Raw genomic sequence first — 20,918 nt, 5'->3', positions numbered from 1 at the left:
GGGCGCGGCTCGTTCATGTGCTGTTAACGCGCAGTGGACTCAGTACACCGCCCTGTGCTCCGGCGGGGTCAGTCACCGAAACCATGAAGGAGTTCGCTGGCCACGCCGAGCATCTTGTAGATTCGTATGAACGGAGGTCATCGGTAACCTCCCCGCTTTCCTGGAGAAACGCAGGAAACAGCAGGAGGGCCGCCGATCGCGTCCCCCGGCGTCGGTTTCCGGGTGACTCCCCCGTCACCCTCCAAGATCCATCGTAGGTTTCGAGACAAAGAACGGCGGCGACGAGATGCGGCTGCGCGCACTTCTGGACACCGATGCGCTGGGCCTGCGGCTGCTCGGCGGGGAGGACGAGCTGGACCGGTCGGTGCGCGGGGTGATGACCACCGACCTGCGCGACCCGAGCCGCTATCTCTCCGGGGGCGAGTTGGTGCTGACCGGCCTCGCCTGGCGCAAGGACGCCGCCGACTCCGAGCCGTTCGTACGGATCCTGGTGCAGGCCGGGGTGGCGGCGCTCGCCGCCGGCGAGGCGGAGCTGCGCGACATCCCGGACGATCTGGTGCTCGCCTGCGCCAGGCACCGGCTGCCGCTGTTCGCGGTGCACGAGTCGGTGGCCTTCGCGACCATCACCGAATACGTCGTCCGGCAGGTCTCCGGCGAGCGTGCCGGGGACCTGGCGGCCGTGGTGGACCGGCACCGCCGGATGATGACCTCGGGCCCGGCGGGCGGCGGCCCGGACGTGGTCCTGGACCTGCTCGGCACCGACCTGGACCTGCGCGCCTGGGTGCTCGCCCCGACCGGCCGGCTGATCGCCGGCTCCAAGGTCGCCGGCCCGGCGCTGCCGGCGGAGACCTGCGCCAGGCTCGCCGCCGAGCACCTGGCGGCCACCCGCACCGGACGGCGGGGCCCGCACCGCGTCCTGCTCGGCGGCACGACGTACTCGTTGTTCCCGATCCGCTCCTCCGGCCGCTCCCCGCAGGCCGCCCGCGACGTGCGCGAGACGGTGCTGTCGGACTGGCTGCTGGCCGTCGACGCGGACGCCGGCGACTGGCCCGAGGAGCGGCTGGACCTGCTGCAGGGCGTCACCCAGCTGATCGCGGTCGAGCGGGACCGCCGGGACGCGGCCCGCACGGTGCGGCGCCGGCTCGCCCAGGAGGTGCTGGAGCTGGTCCAGACGGGCGCCGCGCCGGCCGAGATCGCGGCCCGCCTGAGGGTCGCGGCGCCGGTGCTGCTGCCCGGGCTCGGCGCGGCCCCGCACTGGCAGGTCGTGGTGGCCCGTGTGGAGTGGGAGGGCGGAGACGTCGAGGGCGGTCCGGTGGCCCAGTCGCTTCTGGAGGAAGTGCTGGTCGACCCGCAGGCGACCGGCCCGGAACCGTCCGACCGGATCGCCGTGGCCCACACCGGCGACGAGGCGATCGCTCTCGTCCCGCTCCCCGCGGTCCCCACCGAGCACGACGGCTCGGAGACCGGGCTGCTGGCCGACTCCCTGCTGCAGTCGGTGCGGGAGACCCTGTCGGCGGGCCTGAACGACGACGGCCGGCTCACCCTCGGCGTCAGCGCGGCCGTGCACTCCGCGGAGGGGCTGCGCGGCGCCCTGGAGGAGGCCCGGCACGCCCGCAGGGTGGCGGCCGCCCGCCCGGGGCTGGTCTGCGCGGCGGGACACCAGGAGCTGGCCTCGCACGTCCTGCTGCTCCCCTTCGTGCCCGACGACGTCCGCCGCGCCTTCACGGCCCGTCTGCTGGACCCCCTGACGGACTACGACCGCCGCCACCGGGCCGAGCTGATCCCGACCCTGGAGGCGTTCCTGGACTGCGACGGCTCCTGGACCCGCTGCGCCACCCGGCTCCACCTGCACGTCAACACGCTGCGCTACCGGGTGGGCCGGATCGAGCAGTTGACGGGACGGGACCTCTCGCGCCTGGAGGACAAGCTCGACTTCTTCCTCGCGCTGCGCATGAGCTGAGGTCGGCGGGGGCGCCCGGCGGCCAAACCAGGTCACGCCCGCGCCCCACGACTTTGTGAAATCTTTCACCCACCCTCTTGGCCCGGCCCGGCGAATGGTGCTGGAATGCCGCCACCACTCAACAGCTCGATGACGTGCTCGGGGAGGGCAACGTGGCGCATACCGCCATGTCTGGTGACGGAACGACCGCCGGTGACGATCCGCTCCAGACCGCGGTATGGAGGTTGCGTTCGCGGGCCTGCTGGGCGGACGCGGCGGCCCTGCTGCCGCGGGACACCGCCGCCGCGGCCCTGCAGCGGGCCGCGCTGCTGGTCGAACGGTGCCTGTACACCGAGCGGGGCTGGGAGGACGCCGAGGACGCCCTGCGGACGGCGGAGGCGCTCGCGCACACCGACGAGGAGCGGGGGGCCGCCGCCTGCGAGCGCGGCCAACTCGCCTACACCGCAACGCTGCACGGCGTCCGTGACCGCGCGGACGAGGCGCGGGCCGCGCTCGGGCGGGCGGCGGCGCTGATCCCTCCGGGGGCTCCGGGCCGGGCCCTGCTCGACTTCCGCCGGGGGCTGATCGCGGAGAACCTGACGCGCTCTCCGCAGGCGGCGCGGGCGGCGTACCGCCGGGCCCATGCGGGAGCCACGGCCCACGCCGACCCGCTGCTGCTGTCCTTCACCTGGCGGCATCTCGCCGGACTCGCCCTGAGGGACGGGGAGTTGACCGAGGCGCGGCACGGATTCGCCGAATCGCTCAGGATCCGCGAGGAGTTGGGATACCTGGTGGGTACGGCCCCCGCGCTGGCCTCGCTGGCCGACGCCGAGTCCGAGCCGGAGGCCTCGCGGTTGCGGGAGGAGGCGCGAAGGCTGTTCCGGCTGCTCGGGGGTGTACCGACGTGGCTGGCGCAGCAGTTGTCCCCGCCGGCGCCGGGGGCGGCTACGGCGTAGGGGCGGGTGGGTGCCGCGGCGTAGCCGGGTGCGGGCGGCTGGTCGCTCCTCGCGCAGCTCCCCGCGCCCCTTCGGGCGCTCCAGCTGCAGCTCCCCCAGGGTCGCGGGGAGCTTCGCGAACGGCCACGACGGACCCGCACCCGCGAGACGGCCCGCACCCCCACGGCGCGTGCCCGACTGTTCAGCCCGCGCCCGCGAAGTGCCCCGTCACCAACCCCCGCACCGCATCCACATCCCCGGCGATCAACGCGTCCAGCAGAGTCATGTGCTCGGCCGCGTCGGCGACGAGGTACGCCCGGCCCCGCCGGACCGGCGGCCACTGCGAGCGCCGGTGGAGATCGGCGGCGATGCGGACCAACTGCTCGTTGCCCGCCGGGGCGAGCAGGGCGCGATGGAAGACGCGGTCGGACTCCGCGTACGTCGCCGGGCAGCCGGAGGCCGCCGCGCGCACCGTCTCCTCCGCGAGCGGACGCAGCTCGGCCCACCGCTCACCGGGCACGGTCCGGGCGAGCCGCAGCATCACGGGCACCTCGATGAGGGCGCGCACCTCCGCCAGCTCGGCCAGTTCCCGCGTCCCCCGCTCGACCACCCGGAACCCACGGTTGGGCACGACCTCGACGGCGCCCTCCAGGGCCAGCTGCTGCATGGCCTCCCGCACGGGCGTGGCCGAGACACCGAACCGCTCGCCGAGCACCGGCGCCGAGTGGACCTCGCCCGGCTTCAGCTCCCCGGTGACCAGCGCCGTGCGCAGCGCGTCCAGGATCTGCCCCCGCACCGAGGAACGCTGTACCGCCGGCCGCGGCTGCGGAATCGGCCGCTCACTGTGCGTGTGCTCCCCCCGCGCGGCGGGCACGGCGATGTCCCGCTCGCGGAAGCCGTCGGGGGCGTCCGCCGCGCGCGGCTGCGCGGGCACCCGGGCGGCACCGGGCGGTGTCCCGCTCGGTGTCCCCGCGCGGGCGGCGCCCTGCGCGCTCTGCTTCACGGGTCCCTCCTGGCGGCTTGTCGGCACTTGGGTCATTAACGGTGAGTTGTCACTTGTCCGTCAAGCACCATAGGCGCCGAAGACGGTCGTGCAAATTCACCGAAGATCATATAAGGGTAGGTTTACCTGATTTGACCATGCCGGAGCACCACCCCGCGTCCACTAGGATCATCCCGATTCACAACTTCCTCACGCGCCTCGGGAACTTTCCCGGGAACCACCCGTGCGGGTAGTCTTATTCGAACTCAACTCCCGCCCCTCAAGCGGCAGTTCGAGCAGAACGCCGCCCTGGGCATCCCCTTGCACTTCCTTGGCGGCCTCTTGCCCCGAAACCCCCTGAGGGCGGTCGGGAGTGGGCCACTATGGCGGGCGTTACGCCCTATCCCAATGCAAGGGACCCCTGATGAGACTGACCGACATATCGCTGAACTGGCTGCTTCCGGGCGCCGTACTGCTCCTGGGCATGCTGGCGGCGGTGGCGGTGCTCGCGCGCGGCAAGCGCTCCTCCGGGGAGAGCGCGAGCGCGGACGACTCGTGGGAGCGCAGCGAGGAGCGCCGCAGGCGCAAGGAGGCCATCTACGGCACGGCCTCCTACGTGCTTCTGTTCTGCTGTGCGGCGGTCGCGGCCGCCCTGTCCTTCCACGGCCTCGTCGGCTTCGGTGAACAGAACCTGGGGCTGACCGACGGCTGGCAGTACCTGGTGCCGTTCGGCCTGGACGGCGCGGCGATGTTCTGTTCCGTGCTCGCGGTGCGCGAGGCCAGCCACGGTGACGCGGCCCTCGGCTCTCGGATTCTCGTGTGGATGTTCGCCGCGGCTGCGGCCTGGTTCAACTGGGTGCACGCGCCCCGGGGTGCCGCCCACGCGGGCGCGCCCCAGTTCTTCTCCGGTATGTCGCTGTCGGCGGCCGTCCTGTTCGACCGTGCGCTGAAGCAGACCCGCCGGGCCGCGCTGCGCGAGCAGGGCCTGGTGCCGCGTCCGCTGCCGCAGATCCGCATCGTGCGCTGGCTGCGGGCCCCCCGCGAGACCTACAGGGCCTGGTCGCTGATGCTCCTGGAGGGCGTGCGCAGCCTGGACGAGGCGGTCGAGGAGGTCCGCGACGACAAGCAGCGCAAGGAGGAGCAGCGGCAGCGCCGGCGCGAGCAGCAGCGGATCGAGCGCGCCCAGTTGAAGGCCATCAGCCGGGGCCACCGCGGCTTCGTCGGCCGCGGCGGACGGCAGGTCGAGGTCGAGGTGCAGGCGGTGGAGCGCGGCCCCGCCCCGGCGACCGCGGAGCCTGCCATATCGACCGCGGAACAGCTGCCCGTACGCGCCCGCCCCTCCCTGCAGCCGTTCCGCGGCGGTTCCGCTGAGCAGGTGACCGTCGACCTCACCGCCGAGGACGACACCATGGCCCTGCCACGGCTGGACTCCCTGGAGCGCAAACTGAAGGACCTGGAGCAGCAGTTCGGCTAGGACCGCCGCGCAGGGGAGTTCTGCCAGGACCGCCGCGCGGGCCGGTTCGGCCGGAACCACAGCTCATGACGGGCCGGGGGCGTGACCGCACGGGTCACGCCCCCGGCCCGTTTCCCACTCCGAGGAACGCGGGACCGGCAAGCCGCAATGGACCCGCACCCGGTGAGCCGGCCCTCCCGCGGATCGTCACGCCGCCTCGGCGCCCAGTTCGAACCACACCGACTTGCCCACCCCGTGCGGCCGTACGCCCCAGGAGTCCGCGAGGGACTGCACCAGCACCATGCCCCGCCCATGGGTGTCGTCGTCCGAGTCCGGGCCTCTCAGCTCCGGTCTGCGGGCCACGAAGTCCCTCACCTCCACGCGCAGTCCGCCCGGCTCCACGACCGCCGTGAGGACCGCGTCGTCGTCGGTGTGGACGAGCGCGTTGGTGACCAGTTCGCTGGTGAGCAGTTCGGCGATCTCCGAACGGCCCGGCTTCCCCCAGTGCCGCAGCAGTTCGCGCAATTCCCGGCGCGCCTCGGGCACCGCCTTGAGATCGGCCCGTCCCAGCCTGCGCCGGAGCCGGTGCGCGTGTTCCGTGATGGTGCCGGCCTCTTCCCCCGTCGTCGCCGAGGAGCCCCCGACGACCGCGGGACCGCCCCCTCGTGCCTGACTCTTCATGACCCCCGCCCGCACGCCGCTGGACCCTGCCCCTCCTGGTCGAACACGTTCACGGAGGATGCTTGCCCAGCACGCACACAGGCAGTCATCACACATGCCCGATGACCGGCGGTTCGGCCACGACCGTACGGTGTACGGGCCGGCCACCGGCGCGTGCCGCGCCCGGGTGGCCTGCTCTCCGCAAGCCCCCTGGGCGCCACGGACGCCCCGGAACGGCAGGGCAGATGCGTCCGGCACCGGCCGTCGGCACACCGTCACACGCCGTGAAACTGGCCGAAATCCGCTCCTGCGACTCCGGGTTCAGGGCCGCGGCACGTTGCGGATGTTGGAGCGGGCCATCTGGAGCATCCGGCCGACACCGCCGTCCAGCACGATCTTGGAGGCGGACAGCGCGAACCCGGTGACCATCTCGGCGCTGATCTTCGGCGGGATGGACAGGGCGTTGGGGTCGGTGACGATGTCCACCAGCGCAGGTCCCTTGTGCTTGAAGGCGTCCCTGAGCGCGCCGGCCAGCTGTTTGGGTTTCTCCACCCGGATCCCGTGGGCCCCGCAGGCGCGGGCGACGGCGGCGAAGTCGGGGTTGGTGTTGGCGGTGCCGTACGAGGGCAGCCCGGAGACCAGCATCTCCAGCTCGACCATGCCGAGTGAGGAGTTGTTGAACAGCACGACCTTGACGGGCAGGTCGTGCTGCACGAGCGTCAGGAAGTCGCCCATCAGCATGGAGAACCCGCCGTCGCCGGACATCGCGACCACCTGCCGGCGCCGGTCGGTGAACTGGGCGCCGATCGCCATGGGCAGAGCGTTCGCCATCGACCCGTGCGAGAACGAACCGATGATCCGGCGGCGGCCGTTGGGCGAGACGTACCGCGCGGCCCACACATTGCACATACCGGTGTCGACCGTGAACACGGCGTCGTCGTCGGCGACTTCGTCGAGGACGGCGGCCACGTACTCGGGGTGGATCGGGACGTGCTTGTCGACCTTGCGGGTGTAAGCCTTGACCACGCCCTCCAGCGCGTCGGCGTGCTTCTTCAGCATCCGGTCGAGGAAGCGCCGGTTGGTCTTCTCCTGCACCTTCGGCGTGAGGCAGCGCAGGGTCTCGCGTACGTCGCCCCACACGGCGAGGTCGAGCCGGGAGCGGCGGCCGAGCACCTCGGGCCGCACGTCGATCTGGGCGATCCGGACGTCGTCCGGCAGGAAGGCGTTGTACGGGAAATCGGTTCCGAGCAGGATCAGCAGGTCGCACTCGTGGGTGGCCTCGTAGGCGGCGCCGTAGCCGAGCAGGCCGCTCATGCCGACGTCGAACTTGTTGTCGTACTGGATGAACTCCTTGCCCCGCAGGGCGTGCCCGACCGGTGACTTGATCTTCTCGGCGAACTCCATGACCTCGGCGTGCGCACCGGCCGTGCCGCTGCCGCAGAACAGAGTGACCTTGCCGGCGTCGTCGATCATCTCCACGAGCGCGTCGATCTCGGCGTCGCCGGGCCGGACCGTCGGCCGGGAGGTGACGAGGGCGCTCTGCGCGGCCCGCTCCGGGGCCGGCTGGGCGGCGATGTCACCGGGCAGCGCGACCACGCTGACACCGCTCTGCCCGACCGCGTGCTGGATCGCGGTCTGCAGCAGCCGGGGCATCTGCTTCGGGCTGGAGATCAGCTCGCTGTAGTGGCTGCACTCCTGGAAGAGCCGGTCCGGGTGGGTCTCCTGGAAGTAGCCGAGGCCGATCTCGCTCGACGGGATGTGGGAAGCGAGCGCGAGCACCGGGGCCATGGAGCGGTGCGCGTCGTACAGGCCGTTGATCAGGTGCAGATTGCCCGGGCCGCAGGAGCCGGCGCAGGCCGCCAGCTTCCCGGTGATCTGCGCCTCGGCGCCGGCCGCGAAGGCGGCGGTCTCCTCGTGGCGTACGTGGATCCAGTCGATGGCGGCGTTGCGGCGGACGGCGTCCACCACCGGGTTGAGGCTGTCCCCGACCACGCCGTAGAGGCGGCGCACACCGGCGCGGACGAGGATGTCGACGAACTGCTCCGCTACGTTCTGTTTGGCCATGCACCCATGGAGTCACAGGGAAAGCGGTTACGCCTCCCACACGCCCGCCACCGTACGGTCGTCGGCGTAACCCTTCACCCGCACCTGGGCGTCGGCGAGGAACGCGGCGAGCCCGGGCGGGGTACGGCCGGACCAGCGACGGGCCAGGTAGGCGCAGAGGGCGGCCTCGCCACGCAGCGGTTCGGCCAGGCCCGCGGTGCACATCACCAGGGCATCACCCGGGCGGGCCACCGAGGCACGGAACCGGAACGGCTCGCGGGGCGGCTCGGGCGCCGGTTCGTACGGACTCGGCGGGGTCGGGATCCCGAAGTCCATGGTGAGCCGGTCGCCCTCAGGAGTTTCGGCGAACGTTTTCGCCGGCGGCGAGCCGAAGCCGACGACCGAGCCTCCTGCGGTGTCGGCCGTTGACACCTGCGGCTCGATGTCCTGCCACGCGCCGTCCCGCAGCCGGAACAGGCCACCGTCGCCGACGCCGAAGAACACGCGCGTACGGCAGTCGGGGTCGGCGGGCATCAGCAGACAGCGCACGCTCGCCGTGTACTCCTCCGGGTCGATGCCCTGTTCGGCGGCGCTCGCGCGGAGCTTGCCGAGGCTGCGGTCCATCAGCCGGTGCAGCCCCGACTTCAGGTCCCCGCGCCGGGCAGCCCGGATGTCCTCCACGAGCCGGTGATGACTGCGGCCCACGGCCCGCCCGATCCACCGGCACGCCTCGGCCGCCGCCAGATGCGCGCCGGGCGTGCCCCGCACTCCGGTCGCCATCGCGACGAGCACCAGCGCCTGCTCCCCCGCCCCGAACCGGGCGGTGAGCAGCGCGTCCCGGCGCGGTTCACCCCGGTAGCGCGCCGAGTCCCCGCGCAGCGACACGGCCCGCAGCGTGCAGGCCCCGTACCGGGCACCGTCCAGCACGGTGTCCGCGACCAGCTCCTCCAGCCCCTCAGGATCGGCGGCCGGCAGCGCGGTGGGCTCGGGGTCGTAGGTGGGCGGCCCGGAGCCGACGTAGTCGATGGCGGAGAGGGAGGGGGGTGCGGCGGCCGCGAGCGGGGGTGCGGAGGGGGACGGGGGTGCCGTGGTGTCCGGGGCCGGCTCGGCGGGCCGAGGGGTGACCGCCGGGGGCGGCGCCGAGGCGGGGAGGGCCGAGTCCTGCGGCTCGGCGTGCGGGGCGAAGAGCAGCGGATCCTGCGGCTCGGCAGGGGCTACGGGTGCCGATGCGACCTGCCCGTCGGCAACAGGCGACCACAGATCCTGCACCGAAGGCTCGGAGCACGGCTCGACGGGCGAGGCGAACAGCGACGGATCCTGCGGCTCGGCAGGGGCTGCAGGCGCCGGCGAATCCAGCCCGTCGGCAGGCACGACAGGCGACCACAGATCCTGCACCGAAGGCTCGGAGCACGGCTCGGCGGGCGAGGCGAACAGCGACGGATCCTGCGGCTCGGCAGGGGCTGCAGGCGCCGGCGAATCCAGCCCGTCGGCAGGCACGACAGGCGGCCGCAGGTCCTGCACCGAAGGCTCGGAGCACGGCTCGGCGGGTGCCGACGGGGCCCGTGGCTCCGGAGGCGTGGTGGGTGGGTGCGGGTCTGCCGGCTCGGGGAGCGATGCGGGTGCCGGGCGGTCGGACGCCGGCGGCGGCAGGAGCGGGGAGGGGGCGGAGGGTGGTCGTCGGACGGGCGGTTCCGGCGGTGTCGAGGCCGGTTCCTGGGGTGCGCCTTCCGTCGGCAGCATGGAGTCCTGGGGCGCGCGTTGCGTCGGCAGCGTGGGCTCCCGGGACTCCGCTCCGCGGTAGCCCCCAACACCCCGGACACCTGCGTCCGCGCCGCCCAGACCTCCGTCCGCGCCCCCGGCACCCCTGTCCACGCGCCCGGCACCCCGGCCCGCGCCGTCTTCGTCTCCCCGTGCGTCGGCGTCGCCGTACCGCCTTCCCGGCGCCGGACCGCGTGGCGGCGCCTCGCGCGGTGGGACGGAAGGGCGCGGTGGCCGGGCCTCGCGCGGCGGTGGCGAGATCGGCAGGTCCGTCACCGTGTACTTCGCGGAGGCGAAGCGGTCGTCCAGGGAATCGGGCGCGGCTGTGGGTCCCGTGTCCTCGGCGGAGTCGTCGTACAGCTGTCCCCACCAGTCGTCCTCAGGACGGGCGGGCCTTCCCCCCTGCTGGCTCATGCCCCTGATTGTCCACCGCACGGGCCGTATGAAAACGGGGCATCGGGAAAATCGGGCACACCCGGCCGCGTCGAACGGCGTGTCGGGTGAGGGGGTGAACAGCCGTACGGGACGCGGCAGATGGCCGCCGGGCGGCCCCACCCCCCACGGGAGGACCGCCCGGCGACGTCCGAGTGACCCGGCCCCGGATCCCCTTCGCATGGCTCGCACACGTCCGGGCCCGGGCCACGGTCCGGGCGACCGGACCCTGACGGGGCACCGGTCGGATGGCCGGATTGTGGCTTGGTTTCCTGGGACACGGCTGTGAATCGAGAGCACCGCCCGCATCCTGTGGTGCTGCCACCTTGGCAGACCCGCCTCCGGTACGGCGATGATGTTCCGCGGCGGGTTTGCGCCGTGGCCTGTTTCCGCCAGGCCGGGCCCGCCGTGGCGGATTCCCGGGCCTGGCTTCCGGGCCGGTTCCAGGGGAGGGACGTGAGCCGATGCTGGCGGCGATAGGGCTGGACGACACGCACGAGGCGGCGTACCGCGCGCTGGTGTCCGTGGGCGCGGCCGACGTGACGGATCTGGCGCGGCGCCTGACGCTGTCCGAGATGGACGCCGAACGGGCGCTGCGCCGGCTGGAGCGGCGGGGACTCGCCGCGCAGTCCCCGGCCCGGCCGGGCCGCTGGGTGGCGGCCCCGCCCGGGGTCGCGCTGGGCGCGCTGCTCACCCAGCAGCGGCACGAGCTGGAGCAGGCGGAGCTGGCGGCGGCGCTGCTCGCGGAGGAGTACCGTGCGGCGGCGGCCGAGCCCGCGGTGCACGACCTGGTGGAGGTGGTGACCGGTGCCTCGGCGGTGGCCCAGCGGTTTCTGCAGCTGCAGCTGGGGGCGGCCGAGGAGGTGTGCGCCCTGGTGACCGGCAATCCGGTGGTCGTCCCCGGCGTGGAGAACGAGGCGGAGGCGCAGGCGGCAGGGCGCGGGGTGCGCTACCGGGTGGTGGTGGAGCGCGCGGTGCTGGAGCCGCCGCACGGGCTGACCGAGCTGACGGCGGCGCTCGGCCGGGACGAGCAGGTACGGGCGGTGGACCGGGTGCCGACGAAGCTGGTGATCGCCGACCGTTCGCTGGCGATGGTGCCGCTGACCTCGCGCACGGCGGAGCCGGCCGCGCTGGTGGTGCACGCCAGTGGGCTGCTGGAGCTGCTGGCCGGGCTGTTCGAGTCGGTGTGGCGGGACGCGCTGCCGCTGCGGCTGGGGGCGTCGGGGGTGGTCGAGGAGCAGCCGGACGGCCCCGACGCCACCGATCTGGAGGTGCTGTCGCTGCTGCTGGCCGGGCTGACCGACGCGAGCGTGGCCAAGCAGCTCGACCTGGGCCTGCGGACCGTGCAGCGCCGGGTGCGGCGGCTGATGGAGCTGGCCGGGGTGACGACCCGGCTGCAGCTGGGCTGGCACGCGTACGAGCGGGGCTGGGTCACGCGCGCGTAGCCTTCGGCCGACCCGTGACCCACCTGCCGTCGGCTGCCGTGTCCGGCACTCTGGGCAGATGGGAGTGTGGGAACTCCTGCTGGTCGGTGTGGTCGTCGCGCTCGGCCTGTGCGGGGTGCTGGTGCCCGGGGTGCCGGGGTCGTGGCTGGTGTGGGCCGCGGTGCTGTGGTGGGCGCTGACGGATCCGCAGCCACTGGCCTGGGCGGTGCTGACGGGGGCCGGCGCGGTGCTGCTGCTGTCGCTGGCGGTCCGTACGACGCTGCCCCGACGCCGGCTCCGCCAGAGCGGCGCCACACCGCGGACGGCGGTGTACGCGGGCGCCGGCGCGTTCCTCGGCTTCGTCCTGCTGCCGGTGCTGGGCGCCCTGCCCGGCTTCGTGGCCGGCATCTATCTGTGCGAGCGGCTGCGTCTGGGCGGACACGGCGAGGCGATGGCAGCCGTCCGCACGGCGATGCGCTCGGGCGGCTCCAGCGTGCTGACGGAACTCTTCGCCTGCCTGCTGATCGCGGGGGCGTGGCTGGGGGCGGTGCTGTGGGGCTGAGGTGCGCCGGCACAGCAGGCACCGGACAGCCCGGTACGGCCATCACCCGACAGTCCCGGCACCACAGCTCCCGGACACCCCCGGCACCGTCCGGCCTCACGGAACCGCGCCGAGGGCCTGGCGTACCTCCCCGGCCACCACGGCCATGCCGGTGTCGTTGAAGTGCAGGTGGTCGCCGGGGTCGTAGGCGGGGAGGAGGCGGGTGGGGTCGGCGGGGTCGCGGAGGGCGGCGTCGGCGTCGGCGACCGCGTCGAAGGCGCCGCCGGTGCGGATGAAGGAGTTCACCTGCTGCCGTACCGCCTCGCGGGCGTCCGTGTAGGCGGAAAAGCCCCGGTACGGGGTGAGGGTGACGCCGACGACCCGGACGCCCCGGGCGTGGGCGCGGGCGACGAGGGTGCGGTAGGCGTCGGCGTACGCGGTGACGTCGGCGGCCGTCGGTGTGCCCTTGATGTCGTTGATGCCCTCCAGCACGACCAGGACCCGTACCCCGGCCCGGTCCAGGGCGTCGGTGTCCAGGCGGGCGAGGGCGCTCGGTCCGGTGCCGTCGCGTAGAAGACGGTTACCGGAGATTCCGGCGTTGAGGACGCCGAGCCGGTCGGCGAGGACCTGTTCGGCGAGCCGGTCGGGCCAGCGGTGGTTGGTGTCGGGGGTGGAACCGTTTCCGTCGGTGAGGGAGTCGCCGAACGCGACGATGCTGCCCGCGGCGGCGCCGAGCACGTCGACGCCGGTGACGTAGTACCAGCGGCTGACGGTGGTGGTGTAGGCCGCGCCGTCCTCGTCGGCGGCCCGGCCCGCGCCGTCCGGGGCGACGTAGCTGGTCTGCAGGGCGGTCTGGTGGTAGGTGGCGGGGCCGCTGTCGTCGGGGGTGTACACGGTGACGAGGAGGTCGGTGGTGGCCGGGACGGGCAGCGGCAGCGGGTCGGTGACCGTGTCCTGGCCGGGCGGGACGGTGACCGTGGGAGAGCCGTGGAAGGTGGCGGTGCGCAGGGTGCCGGGCACCGCGTCCGGGCCGGCCCCCCGACGCAGCGCGACGGTGACCGCGCCGAGCCGCAGGGGCGCGGTGCCGAACCGGTTGCCGAGCCGGATGCGCAGGGCCGTACCGCCGACGCTGAGGTGGACGACGTTGCGGATCGCGGCGCCGGGCAGTGCGGAAGCGGTTCCCGACGGCGCGGTCTCCCAGCTGCCCGTCCAGGACGGCGGCGGCGCGGGCTCCGCCACGGCCGGCACCGTCGTGCCCGGCAGCATCGCCACCAGCAGCACCGCGAGGATCCGTCCGGCACCGGCCATCTCCGCAACCGCCCTTTCCCCGTCACCCGTCGGAGCAGACCGTGTCACAGGGCCGGGCCCCGCCACCGCACCCGCGACGCCGGTCCACCCGCTCGGCGCAACCGGGCGTGGCCCGGCGGCCCCGGGCCCTGTCCTCTCCAGGGCATGAAGGGCATGGCGGGCATGGAGGGCATGGAGGGCCCGGGAGGTGCCCCACGCGCCCCCGAGGCCTGGCCCTCCAAGACCTGGGCCCCGGAGCCGCTGTGCGGGGCGGGCCGGTTCGCTTGGCTGCCGTCATGACCGAATTCAGCGAGGCGGAGCGCGCGTATCTGGCGTCGCAGCGGCTGGGCCGCATGGCCACGGTCGACCCGCGCGGCCGGCCGCAGGCGAACCCCGTGGGCTTCTTCGTCCAGGACGACGGCTCGATCCTGGTCGGCGGCTACGCGATGGGGACGACGAAGAAGTTGCGCAATCTCCGGCACAACCCGAAGGTCGCGCTGGTCGTGGACGACATCGCGAGCGTACGGCCCTGGCGGGTGCGCGGGGTCGACATCCGCGGCGAGGCCGAACTCCTCGTCGGCCCACATGACTTGGGCCCACACTTCAGCGAGGAGGTCATCCGCATCCGCCCCCACAGGGTGCACAGCTGGGGCCTGGAGGAGGACCGGCCGGAGACCGCCCAGGCCACGTCCGGCCCGTCAGAGACCTAATCGGTGAGCGCGCCCTCCAGGGTCAGCAGCCACACCTTGCGTTCGACTCCGCCCGCATACCCGGTCATCGATCCGTCCGCGCCGATGACCCGGTGGCACGGGCGCACGATCAGCAGGGGGTTGGCGCCGATCGCGCGGCCGACGGCGCGCACCGCCGCGCGGGACGCGCCGATCCGCGCGGCGATCTCCCCGTAGGTGACGGTGGCGCCGTACGGCACCTCGTCCAGCGCGGTCCACACCCGCTGCCGGAACTCGGTGCCGCACGGACTCAACTCCAGCTGGAATTCCTTGAGTTCACCGGCGAAGTAGGCGGCGAGCTGGTCCGCCGCGGCCCGGAACGGCCCGCTGTCGTGCCGCCCGCCGTCCCGCACGCTCTGCACACTCCGCCCGCCCTGCTGCCCGGGCACGGACAGCGAGGTGAGCGCCCCGCCGGTGTCGGCGGTGAGCAGCAACCGGCCCACGGGTGCGTCGAGTTCGGTCCAGTAAACGGTTGTCATCGGTCGTTCCACTCCCCTGCCACACGCAGATGCCGGACGGCGTACGAGCGCCACGGCCGCCAGTCGTCGGGCACCTCCACCCCCGGAGGGGCGACGTCCGGATCGCCGAGGGCGCGCACGCGTACGGCGGCGACGGTGGCCGGGTCCAGCCCGGGCAGGGCGAGCAGGGCCTCCTGCGCGTCCTCCCGGTCGGCGCCCGGGTCCAGTCGTACGGTGCCGTCGGCGAGGGCGGCGGCCAGTGCCCCCAGCGGCCCGTCCGGCTCGGCCTCGGCGAGGACGGCCGGCTCGGGGAAGAGACGGGTGAGGCTGCCGCAGGGCGCGTCGAGCACCTTGCCGTACCGCCGCACCAGCTCCTGGGCGCTGTCCCTCCCGACCAGGGCGCGTACGGCGGCCTCCGCCGGGTCCACGGCGCCGGGCGAGCGCAGCCCGGGCCGGGCGGCGACCAGCGGGCCGAGCCGCGGATCGGCGCCGAGCCGCTCGTCGACGGCGTACGGGTCGGCGTCGAGGTCGAACAGGCGGCGCAGCCGCTGCACCGCGGTGGTGAGATCCCGGGGGTCGGTGAGGTGCAGCCGCGCGTCGAGCCAGCCGCCCGGACGCGTGCCGGTACCGCTCCTCGGCGCCCGGGTGCGCTCCTCGACGGCGACGATCCCGGTGCCGTACGGGAGCCGCAGCGTGCGCCGGTAGGTACGGCCGCCCGGCGCGCCGGAAACCTCCTCGACACCGGTTACCGCCTCCGCCGCGAGCTGGTCGAAGACGGCGGCGGCCTGGTAGGGCCCGCGGTAGGCGAGCCGCAGCGGGATCCCGGCGCCGGGCGCGGCCCTGCGGACACCCCTGCCCCGGGAGGCGCCCCGGCCACCGGGGGCGGCAGCCCGCAGCTCGGTGGGCGTCGAGGCGTACACCTCCCGGACGGTGTCGTTGAACTGCCGCACGCTGGCGAACCCGGACGCGAACGCGATCTCGGTGACCGGGAGCTCGGTGGTCTGCAGCAGCACCCGCGCGGTGTGGGCCCGCTGGGCCCGGGCGAGCGCCACCGGCCCGGCGCCGAGTTCCGCGGTGAGCTGCCGCTGGACCTGCCGCGCGCTGTAGCCGAGCCGCGCGGCGAGTCCGGCGACGCCGTCGCGGTCCACGACGCCGTCGGCGATCAGCCGCATGGCCCGCCCGACGACGTCCGCCCGCACGTTCCACTCCGCCGACCCCGGCACGGCGTCCGGCCGGCACCGCCGGCAGGCCCGGAACCCGGCCCCCTGCGCGGCGGCGGCCGTCGCGAAGAACCGCACGTTGTGCCGCTTCGGCGTCACCGCGGGGCAGCTGGGCCGGCAGTAGATACCGGTGGTCTCGACGGCGAAGAAGAACACGCCGTCGAACCGCCCGTCCCTGCTCCGCACCGCCTCGCACCTGGTGTCCTCGCCCATCACGTGTTCCAGTGTGGGCCAGGGGCGAGGGGTGGGGCTCGCGGAAATCGGACGTGGATCTGACGCTCGTTCTCGGCTCGGGTCGGCAAGGACCGGCCCGTGCGGCGTTTGGGGACGAGGCCGTCGGGCCGAAGCGGGGTCCGGGGGCGGCAGCCCCGGACGCCCGCACCAGCACCGGGCACTACTGGAAACGCCCTCGCTTGATCTCCATCGCGGCCCGACCGGCGGCGCCCTTCCGCTTCCAGTCCCGGCGAAGCTCCGCACGGACCCGCGCATCGGTCTTGGCCACGATCCACTGGTTCTCCCGCACCAGCTTGCGGTAACTCTCCAGCCGGCGCTGAGGAAGCTCCCCGCTCTCCACGGCGGAGCGCACCGCGCAGTCCGGCTCGGACTCGTGGGCGCAGTCGTGGAAACGGCACCGCTCGGCCAGCTCCTCGATCTCGGAGAAGACCTGGCCGACCCCGCTCTCGGCGTCGTACAGGCCCACACCTCGCAGCCCGGGTGTGTCGATGAGCACCCCGCCCGACGGCAGGGGGAGCAGGTTGCGGGTGGTCGTGGTGTGCCGGCCCTTGCCGTCGACGTCCCGCGCCGCCCGTACGTCCATGACATCCGCGCCGACGAGGGCGTTGGCCAGCGTGGACTTGCCCGCGCCGGACTGGCCGAGCAGCACGGACGTACCCGAGCCGACGAGCGCGACGAGGACGTCGAGCCCCTCGCCGTGCAGGGCGCTGACGGTGAGCACCGGCACGCCGGGCGCGCTCGTCTCCACGTCCTGCACGAGGTGGGCGAGGGTGACCGGGTCCGGCACCAGGTCGGCCTTGGTGAGGACGACGACGGGCTGCGCGCCGGACTCCCAGGCCAGGGCGAGGAAGCGTTCGATCCGGCCGAGGTCGAGGTCGACGGCGAGGGACACGGCGACGACGGCGTGGTCGACGTTGGCGGCGAGGATCTGCCCGTCGGACCGCTTGGAGGAGGTGGAGCGCACGAAGGCGGTGCGGCGCGGCAGATACGCGCGGACGTACCGCGGGTCACCGTCGGGGTCGACGGCGACCCAGTCCCCCGTGCACACGACCTTCATCGGGTCGCGGGGCACGACGAACTCGGTGTCGGCGCGGACGGTCCCGCCGGGGGTGACGATGTCGCACTGGCCGCGGTCGACGCGCAGGACGCGGCCGGGCAGCAGTCCGTCGGCGGTGTAGGGGGCGAACGCGTCGGCCCAGGCCTCGTCCCAGCCGTAGGGAGCCAGCGCGGAGTACACAGCAGAGGTGGAAGTCAAGGGAGACCCTTCACAAGGGTGGCCCCGGGCAGGCGCGTTCGGCGCGCGGTGGGTTCAGCCGGTGGCCACGGAGGTGGACTTGATGGATTCCTGGATGCGGGCAGCGCCCATCGCAATGACAGCCATCGGTCGACACCTCCTCTTTCGCGCGCACTCGGCCCGCAGCATTCGTCCGCTGCGGAAGACAGCTGACGTTAACGCGGGACGGCCACGAGTCGCCACCGCTTTTCCGGCGTGTCGATGCTGCGCACGTCGTAGCCGGGCTGCCGCAGCGGCAGCGAGAGCGGCAAGTACGCCGCGGCAGAGCCGTGGTGTTCGTGCCCCCAGCCGGAGCCGCCCCGGTCGGTGCCGGACCGGGTGGTCTCCTCGTACGCCCGGGCGTGTCCGGGGCGTGCGGGCTTTCAGCGCGCTCAGCCTGCCGTGCAGGGGGCCCCGTTGAGCGTGAAACCGTACGGTGAGCGGTTTCTGCCCTGCCAGGTGCCGATGAACCCCAGGGAGATCGTGCCGTGCGCGGCGACGGTCTTGTTGTAGTCGGCGGCGGTGGCGGTGACCCGGGAGCCGCTCTGGTGGACGGTGGCGTCCCACATCTGGCGGACCCGCTGGCCGTCACGGAAGGCCCAGGACAGGCTCCAGCCGTCGAGGGGCCGGTCGGTGGTGACGGTGACGGTGGCCTGGAAACCGTCGGACCACTGGTCGACGACGTCGTAGCCGGCCCGGCAGCCGGCCGCGGGGGCGCTGGAGCGGCCGGCGCCGGGGTGGTGCGCGGCCGAGGAGGTGCTGCCCTGGGGTTCGGGGTCGGGCCGACTGCGGCCGGAGGTGGGTGCGGTCGGCGTCGCGGACGGTGTGGCGGCGGGTGCCGCCGGCGAGCCGGGCGGGGGCGGGGTGGTGGCCCGGGAGACGCCGGGGTCGGCGGCGACCGGCTGCCGGTCGTCGCGGGCGGCGGCGCTGTCGTCGCCGGAGCCGCCGAACGGCATCATCGACACGCCGAGCGCCAGTGCCGAGAGCAGCACGGCGGCGGCGAGCAGGCCGCCGCGCAGGGCGCGGCTGCGGTGGGTGCCGTCCTCCGCGTCGCTGGTGGCGGGGTCGGGACCGGCGGGGCGGCCCGCGCCGAGGCGGACCTCGGCGGCACGGCGGCGGCGTTCCAGGTAGGCGAGGCCGCCCCAGCCGATGACGCCGCCGGCCAGCGCGGCGGGCAGCCCGCCGCCGTGCAGGCGCAGGCACGCGGCGGCCTCGGCGCAGCGTACGCAGGTCGCGAGGTGCCGGGAGAGGTCGTCGGGGGTGTCGGCGGCCGGCGAGCGGGTGACCGCGTCCAGCAAGCGGGCGTAGGAACGGCACTGCGCGTCCATCGGGGTGTCCAGGTGGGCGCGGTGGCAGCGGTCCCGGAACAGGGTGCGGACCTGGTCGAGTTCGTCGGCGACGGTGGCCGGGTCCAGGCCGAGCCGGCGCGCGACGGTGGACTGGGGCAGCGCCTCCACCTCGGCCAGCCACAGCAGCGACGCGTCGGCCTCCTGCATGTCCCGCAGGCCGCGCAGCGCGACCGGGCGCTCCAGTGGCGGTCCCGTGTAGCGGGCGGCCTGGCCCGAGTTGAGCCACAGCCTGAGGTCGGGGTCGAGCCTGTGGCCCTGCCCGTCGCCCTCCCAGGCGGCGGCGGTGTCGCGTACGGCGGTGAGCAGCGCCGGGATCGTGGGCAGCCGGGGGGTGCGGCGGCCCGCGCCGCGCACATGGGTGCGTGCGGCGGCGCGGACCTCGCGCATGCCGAGCGTGAAGGCCTCGGTCGCCAGTTGATGGGCCGTCAGGGCGCCGGAGGTGCACAGGTCCGCGTAACTGAGCACCGCGTCCCAGCCCTCCGAGAACAGCGCGGCCTCGGTGGTGTCCTGGGGGGTCGGCAGGTCGGGCATGGGACTCCTGCATCCACGAGCGAGGTCAACTCACCGTACGAAGAAGGAAGTTGCGGAACCTCGCGGCAGGACACAGAGCCTTTCACGTCCTCGTCACAACTGACAAGCGGCCTGTTCACATCCGGTTACCGTTGGTGGCGGGACGAATGCCTGACGCCACGAGCCCACGACTCCGGTCTCTTGTACGGATGCGGGCGGCCTTGCGCTCACCGCCCCGCCGGGACCGCGCACCGCCCCGCCGGGACCGCGCACCGCCCCGCCGGGACCGCGCACCGCCCCTCCCGCCGGTCCGGTGCGCGGCATCACGCCTCTGCCGGTGCCTCCGTGGCATCCGCCGCCCGGTCGTCCGCGGGCAGGCTGTCCATGAAGGAGCTGACGGAGAAGACCGCACGGCCGGGTCCGGGCGGGCCGTAGCCGGGCGGGGAGGACAGCCCGAAGTCCTCCATCGTCTGCCGGTAGGCCTGGAGCAGCCGGATGTGGTACTCCAGCGGCGCGCCCTGCGGGTTGGCCTTGCCGAGCGGGGTGGTGGGCTCCGGGCACCAGGTGGTGAAGCGGGGCGTGATGCCGTGCGACATGAAGAAGCGCAGGCCCTCGGTGGTCGACGCGATCGCCTCGTCCACCGTCGTGAACCCGAACGGCTCGGCCATCTCCACGCCCGCCACGAAGTTGGGGATCACATTGCGCGCGCCGAACACCTCGGCGGAGTCCAGGATGCGCTTGTGCCACTCGTCGCGGCCGACGTAACGCTCCTTGCCGGGGCAGTACAGCTCGAAAAGCCGGCGGTCCCACACCTCGAAGTTGGGGTGGTAGATCTGCACGCCGTAGTCCTTGAACCGCTGGACGTCGGCCTTGGGCAGCGCCTGGGCGACGACCTTGCCGATCCAGCGGCCCGGGAAGCGCTCCTCGATGGCCTTGGCGTAGTGGCCGTAGAAGTCGGCCTCGTCACGCCCGGCAACCGTTTTCGTAATGGCGCCGCCGGTCAGCGTGTAGGCGGTGGAGGCCTTCTGGGTGTCGTACCGGTCGATGATCTCCAGGGCCTCCAGCACCTCCTCGACGTCCTTGACGCCGGTGTACGGCCGCCCTGCCGCCTTGTGCTGGCGCCAGTTGTGGTTGATGTCGCAGTACTGGCACTCCTCCTTGGCGCCGAAGTACTGGCAGACCCGGAAAACGGTGAGATAGATCAGGTAACCCCACTGGATGGTCGGGGCGACCTCCATCACGGACTTCCCGTTGGAGAGGGTGTGCCGGTAGTACTCCGGCATCGGCGGCACACCGACGTCCGCGATCCGCTTCCCGTCGAGATAGAGCCCGAGCAGCCCCTCGTCGTCGGCCGCCACCCGGTACGGCGAGGCCGGGTTCACCCGTACGGAGACGACCGTACGCCGCAGGTCGTAGGGGCCGCCGGTGAGGATGATCTCCTCCGGCGGGCGCCGCAGTGCCGCCTCGCCGAGTTCGGGCAGGGTGCCGTGGTCGAAGGAGAAGATGAAGTACGACTTCGGCTTGACCTCGCCGCTCTCGTTGTCGCTGAGCGCGGACGGGTCGAAGGCGACGCCGCCGCGGAGCAGGTCCTCCTTGAAGACGGCTTCCCGTGGTACGTCCGGGAACCGCTCCATCAGATCCTCGACCAGCGCGGTACGACTGCCCATCCGTCTGTCTCCTCCCGGCTCAGGC

The 20,918-nt window shown here is 73.7% G+C and carries 16 protein-coding genes; 6 read left to right on the top strand and 10 right to left on the bottom strand.

Annotated features, from left to right (window positions below):
• Positions 1–286: 286 nt before the first annotated feature.
• Entirely contained in the window at positions 287–1,960 is a 1,674-nt protein-coding gene (locus tag SRB17_RS33245; RefSeq protein WP_153543879.1) for a PucR family transcriptional regulator, read from the top strand.
• Positions 1,961–2,127: 167 nt separating this feature from the next.
• A complete protein-coding gene (locus SRB17_RS33240) occupies positions 2,128–2,895 on the top strand; it encodes a hypothetical protein (RefSeq protein ID WP_153543877.1) in 768 nt (255 codons plus the stop codon).
• Between the two features lie 181 nt (positions 2,896–3,076).
• Here the strand turns inward: SRB17_RS33240 and SRB17_RS33235 are convergent, their stop codons facing one another.
• The gene (locus tag SRB17_RS33235) at positions 3,077–3,877 is read right to left on the bottom strand and encodes a GntR family transcriptional regulator (RefSeq protein WP_323376600.1); all 801 of its coding nucleotides are present in this window, start codon (positions 3,875–3,877) and stop codon (positions 3,077–3,079) included.
• Between the two features lie 403 nt (positions 3,878–4,280).
• Here SRB17_RS33235 and SRB17_RS33230 point away from each other — a divergent pair, with 403 nt between their 5' ends.
• A complete protein-coding gene (locus SRB17_RS33230; protein ID WP_153543873.1) occupies positions 4,281–5,330 on the top strand; it encodes a DUF2637 domain-containing protein in 1,050 nt (349 codons plus the stop codon).
• A 186-nt stretch (positions 5,331–5,516) separates the two neighbouring features.
• On the opposite strand, the gene SRB17_RS33225 is transcribed toward SRB17_RS33230, so the two are convergent.
• The 3 genes from SRB17_RS33225 to SRB17_RS48230 form a co-directional block, all read right to left on the bottom strand.
• A complete protein-coding gene (locus SRB17_RS33225) occupies positions 5,517–5,990 on the bottom strand; it encodes an ATP-binding protein (RefSeq protein ID WP_153543871.1) in 474 nt (157 codons plus the stop codon).
• A gap of 300 nt (positions 5,991–6,290) precedes the next feature.
• Positions 6,291–8,033 carry a pyruvate dehydrogenase gene (locus SRB17_RS33220; protein ID WP_153543869.1) on the bottom strand — a complete coding sequence of 581 codons (1,743 nt, stop codon included), beginning with the start codon at positions 8,031–8,033 and terminating at the stop codon, positions 6,291–6,293.
• Positions 8,034–8,060: 27 nt separating this feature from the next.
• Positions 8,061–9,446 (bottom strand): protein phosphatase 2C domain-containing protein, encoded by a 1,386-nt coding sequence (locus SRB17_RS48230; protein ID WP_416237112.1) that lies wholly within the window; start codon positions 9,444–9,446, stop codon positions 8,061–8,063.
• Between the two features lie 1,220 nt (positions 9,447–10,666).
• Between SRB17_RS48230 and SRB17_RS33200 the strand changes: the two genes are divergently transcribed.
• The gene (locus SRB17_RS33200; RefSeq protein ID WP_153543863.1) at positions 10,667–11,647 is read left to right on the top strand and encodes a helix-turn-helix domain-containing protein; all 981 of its coding nucleotides are present in this window, start codon (positions 10,667–10,669) and stop codon (positions 11,645–11,647) included.
• Between the two features lie 58 nt (positions 11,648–11,705).
• Entirely contained in the window at positions 11,706–12,188 is a 483-nt protein-coding gene (locus SRB17_RS33195; RefSeq protein WP_153543861.1) for a DUF456 domain-containing protein, read from the top strand.
• 96 nt (positions 12,189–12,284) lie between these two features.
• Here SRB17_RS33195 and SRB17_RS33190 read toward each other — a convergent pair whose 3' ends face one another.
• Positions 12,285–13,475, bottom strand: a complete 1,191-nt coding sequence (locus SRB17_RS33190; protein ID WP_153543859.1) for a GDSL-type esterase/lipase family protein — start codon at positions 13,473–13,475, stop codon at positions 12,285–12,287.
• Positions 13,476–13,750: 275 nt separating this feature from the next.
• Here SRB17_RS33190 and SRB17_RS33185 point away from each other — a divergent pair, with 275 nt between their 5' ends.
• Entirely contained in the window at positions 13,751–14,164 is a 414-nt protein-coding gene (locus SRB17_RS33185; RefSeq protein WP_153543857.1) for a PPOX class F420-dependent oxidoreductase, read from the top strand.
• Here the strand turns inward: SRB17_RS33185 and SRB17_RS33180 are convergent.
• From SRB17_RS33180 to SRB17_RS33160, 5 genes are all read right to left on the bottom strand, one after another.
• Positions 14,161–14,661 (bottom strand): methylated-DNA--[protein]-cysteine S-methyltransferase, encoded by a 501-nt coding sequence (locus SRB17_RS33180; RefSeq protein ID WP_153543855.1) that lies wholly within the window; start codon positions 14,659–14,661, stop codon positions 14,161–14,163. The two genes, SRB17_RS33185 and SRB17_RS33180, sit on opposite strands and share 4 nt — an antisense overlap.
• Positions 14,658–16,073 (bottom strand): bifunctional transcriptional activator/DNA repair enzyme AdaA, encoded by a 1,416-nt coding sequence (locus tag SRB17_RS33175; protein ID WP_153544172.1) that lies wholly within the window; start codon positions 16,071–16,073, stop codon positions 14,658–14,660. The genes SRB17_RS33180 and SRB17_RS33175 overlap by 4 nt, the downstream gene beginning before the upstream one ends.
• 181 nt (positions 16,074–16,254) lie before the next feature.
• Positions 16,255–17,349, bottom strand: a complete 1,095-nt coding sequence (gene rsgA, locus SRB17_RS33170) for a ribosome small subunit-dependent GTPase A (protein ID WP_153543853.1) — start codon at positions 17,347–17,349, stop codon at positions 16,255–16,257.
• 410 nt (positions 17,350–17,759) lie between these two features.
• Positions 17,760–19,247, bottom strand: coding sequence for a cellulose-binding domain-containing protein (locus SRB17_RS33165; RefSeq protein ID WP_153543851.1), 1,488 nt, complete (start codon positions 19,245–19,247; stop codon positions 17,760–17,762).
• Between the two features lie 302 nt (positions 19,248–19,549).
• The gene (locus SRB17_RS33160) at positions 19,550–20,893 is read right to left on the bottom strand and encodes a radical SAM protein (RefSeq protein WP_153543849.1); all 1,344 of its coding nucleotides are present in this window, start codon (positions 20,891–20,893) and stop codon (positions 19,550–19,552) included.
• Between the last annotated feature and the right edge of the window lie 25 nt (positions 20,894–20,918).

The sequence above is a fragment of the Streptomyces sp. RB17 genome (assembly GCF_009604455.1).
Classification (GTDB): domain Bacteria; phylum Actinomycetota; class Actinomycetes; order Streptomycetales; family Streptomycetaceae; genus Streptomyces.
Note: the sequence above shows the minus strand (reverse complement) of the source record. Positions and strands in the feature narration are given on the sequence as shown.

What these genes read in the sequence shown, in the direction of transcription:
- SRB17_RS33245 (WP_153543879.1), top strand. Translation starts at nt 287, where the DNA reads ATGCGGCTGCGCGCACTTCTGGACACCGATGCGCTGGGCCTGCGGCTG.
- SRB17_RS33240 (WP_153543877.1), top strand. Translation starts at nt 2,128, where the DNA reads ATGTCTGGTGACGGAACGACCGCCGGTGACGATCCGCTCCAGACCGCG.
- SRB17_RS33230 (WP_153543873.1), top strand. Translation starts at nt 4,281, where the DNA reads ATGAGACTGACCGACATATCGCTGAACTGGCTGCTTCCGGGCGCCGTA.
- SRB17_RS33225 (WP_153543871.1), bottom strand. Translation starts at nt 5,990, where the DNA reads ATGAAGAGTCAGGCACGAGGGGGCGGTCCCGCGGTCGTCGGGGGCTCC.
- SRB17_RS33220 (WP_153543869.1), bottom strand. Translation starts at nt 8,033, where the DNA reads ATGGCCAAACAGAACGTAGCGGAGCAGTTCGTCGACATCCTCGTCCGC.
- SRB17_RS33200 (WP_153543863.1), top strand. Translation starts at nt 10,667, where the DNA reads ATGCTGGCGGCGATAGGGCTGGACGACACGCACGAGGCGGCGTACCGC.
- SRB17_RS33195 (WP_153543861.1), top strand. Translation starts at nt 11,706, where the DNA reads ATGGGAGTGTGGGAACTCCTGCTGGTCGGTGTGGTCGTCGCGCTCGGC.
- SRB17_RS33190 (WP_153543859.1), bottom strand. Translation starts at nt 13,475, where the DNA reads ATGGCCGGTGCCGGACGGATCCTCGCGGTGCTGCTGGTGGCGATGCTG.
- SRB17_RS33185 (WP_153543857.1), top strand. Translation starts at nt 13,751, where the DNA reads ATGACCGAATTCAGCGAGGCGGAGCGCGCGTATCTGGCGTCGCAGCGG.
- SRB17_RS33180 (WP_153543855.1), bottom strand. Translation starts at nt 14,661, where the DNA reads ATGACAACCGTTTACTGGACCGAACTCGACGCACCCGTGGGCCGGTTG.
- SRB17_RS33175 (WP_153544172.1), bottom strand. Translation starts at nt 16,073, where the DNA reads ATGGGCGAGGACACCAGGTGCGAGGCGGTGCGGAGCAGGGACGGGCGG.
- SRB17_RS33165 (WP_153543851.1), bottom strand. Translation starts at nt 19,247, where the DNA reads ATGCCCGACCTGCCGACCCCCCAGGACACCACCGAGGCCGCGCTGTTC.
- SRB17_RS33160 (WP_153543849.1), bottom strand. Translation starts at nt 20,893, where the DNA reads ATGGGCAGTCGTACCGCGCTGGTCGAGGATCTGATGGAGCGGTTCCCG.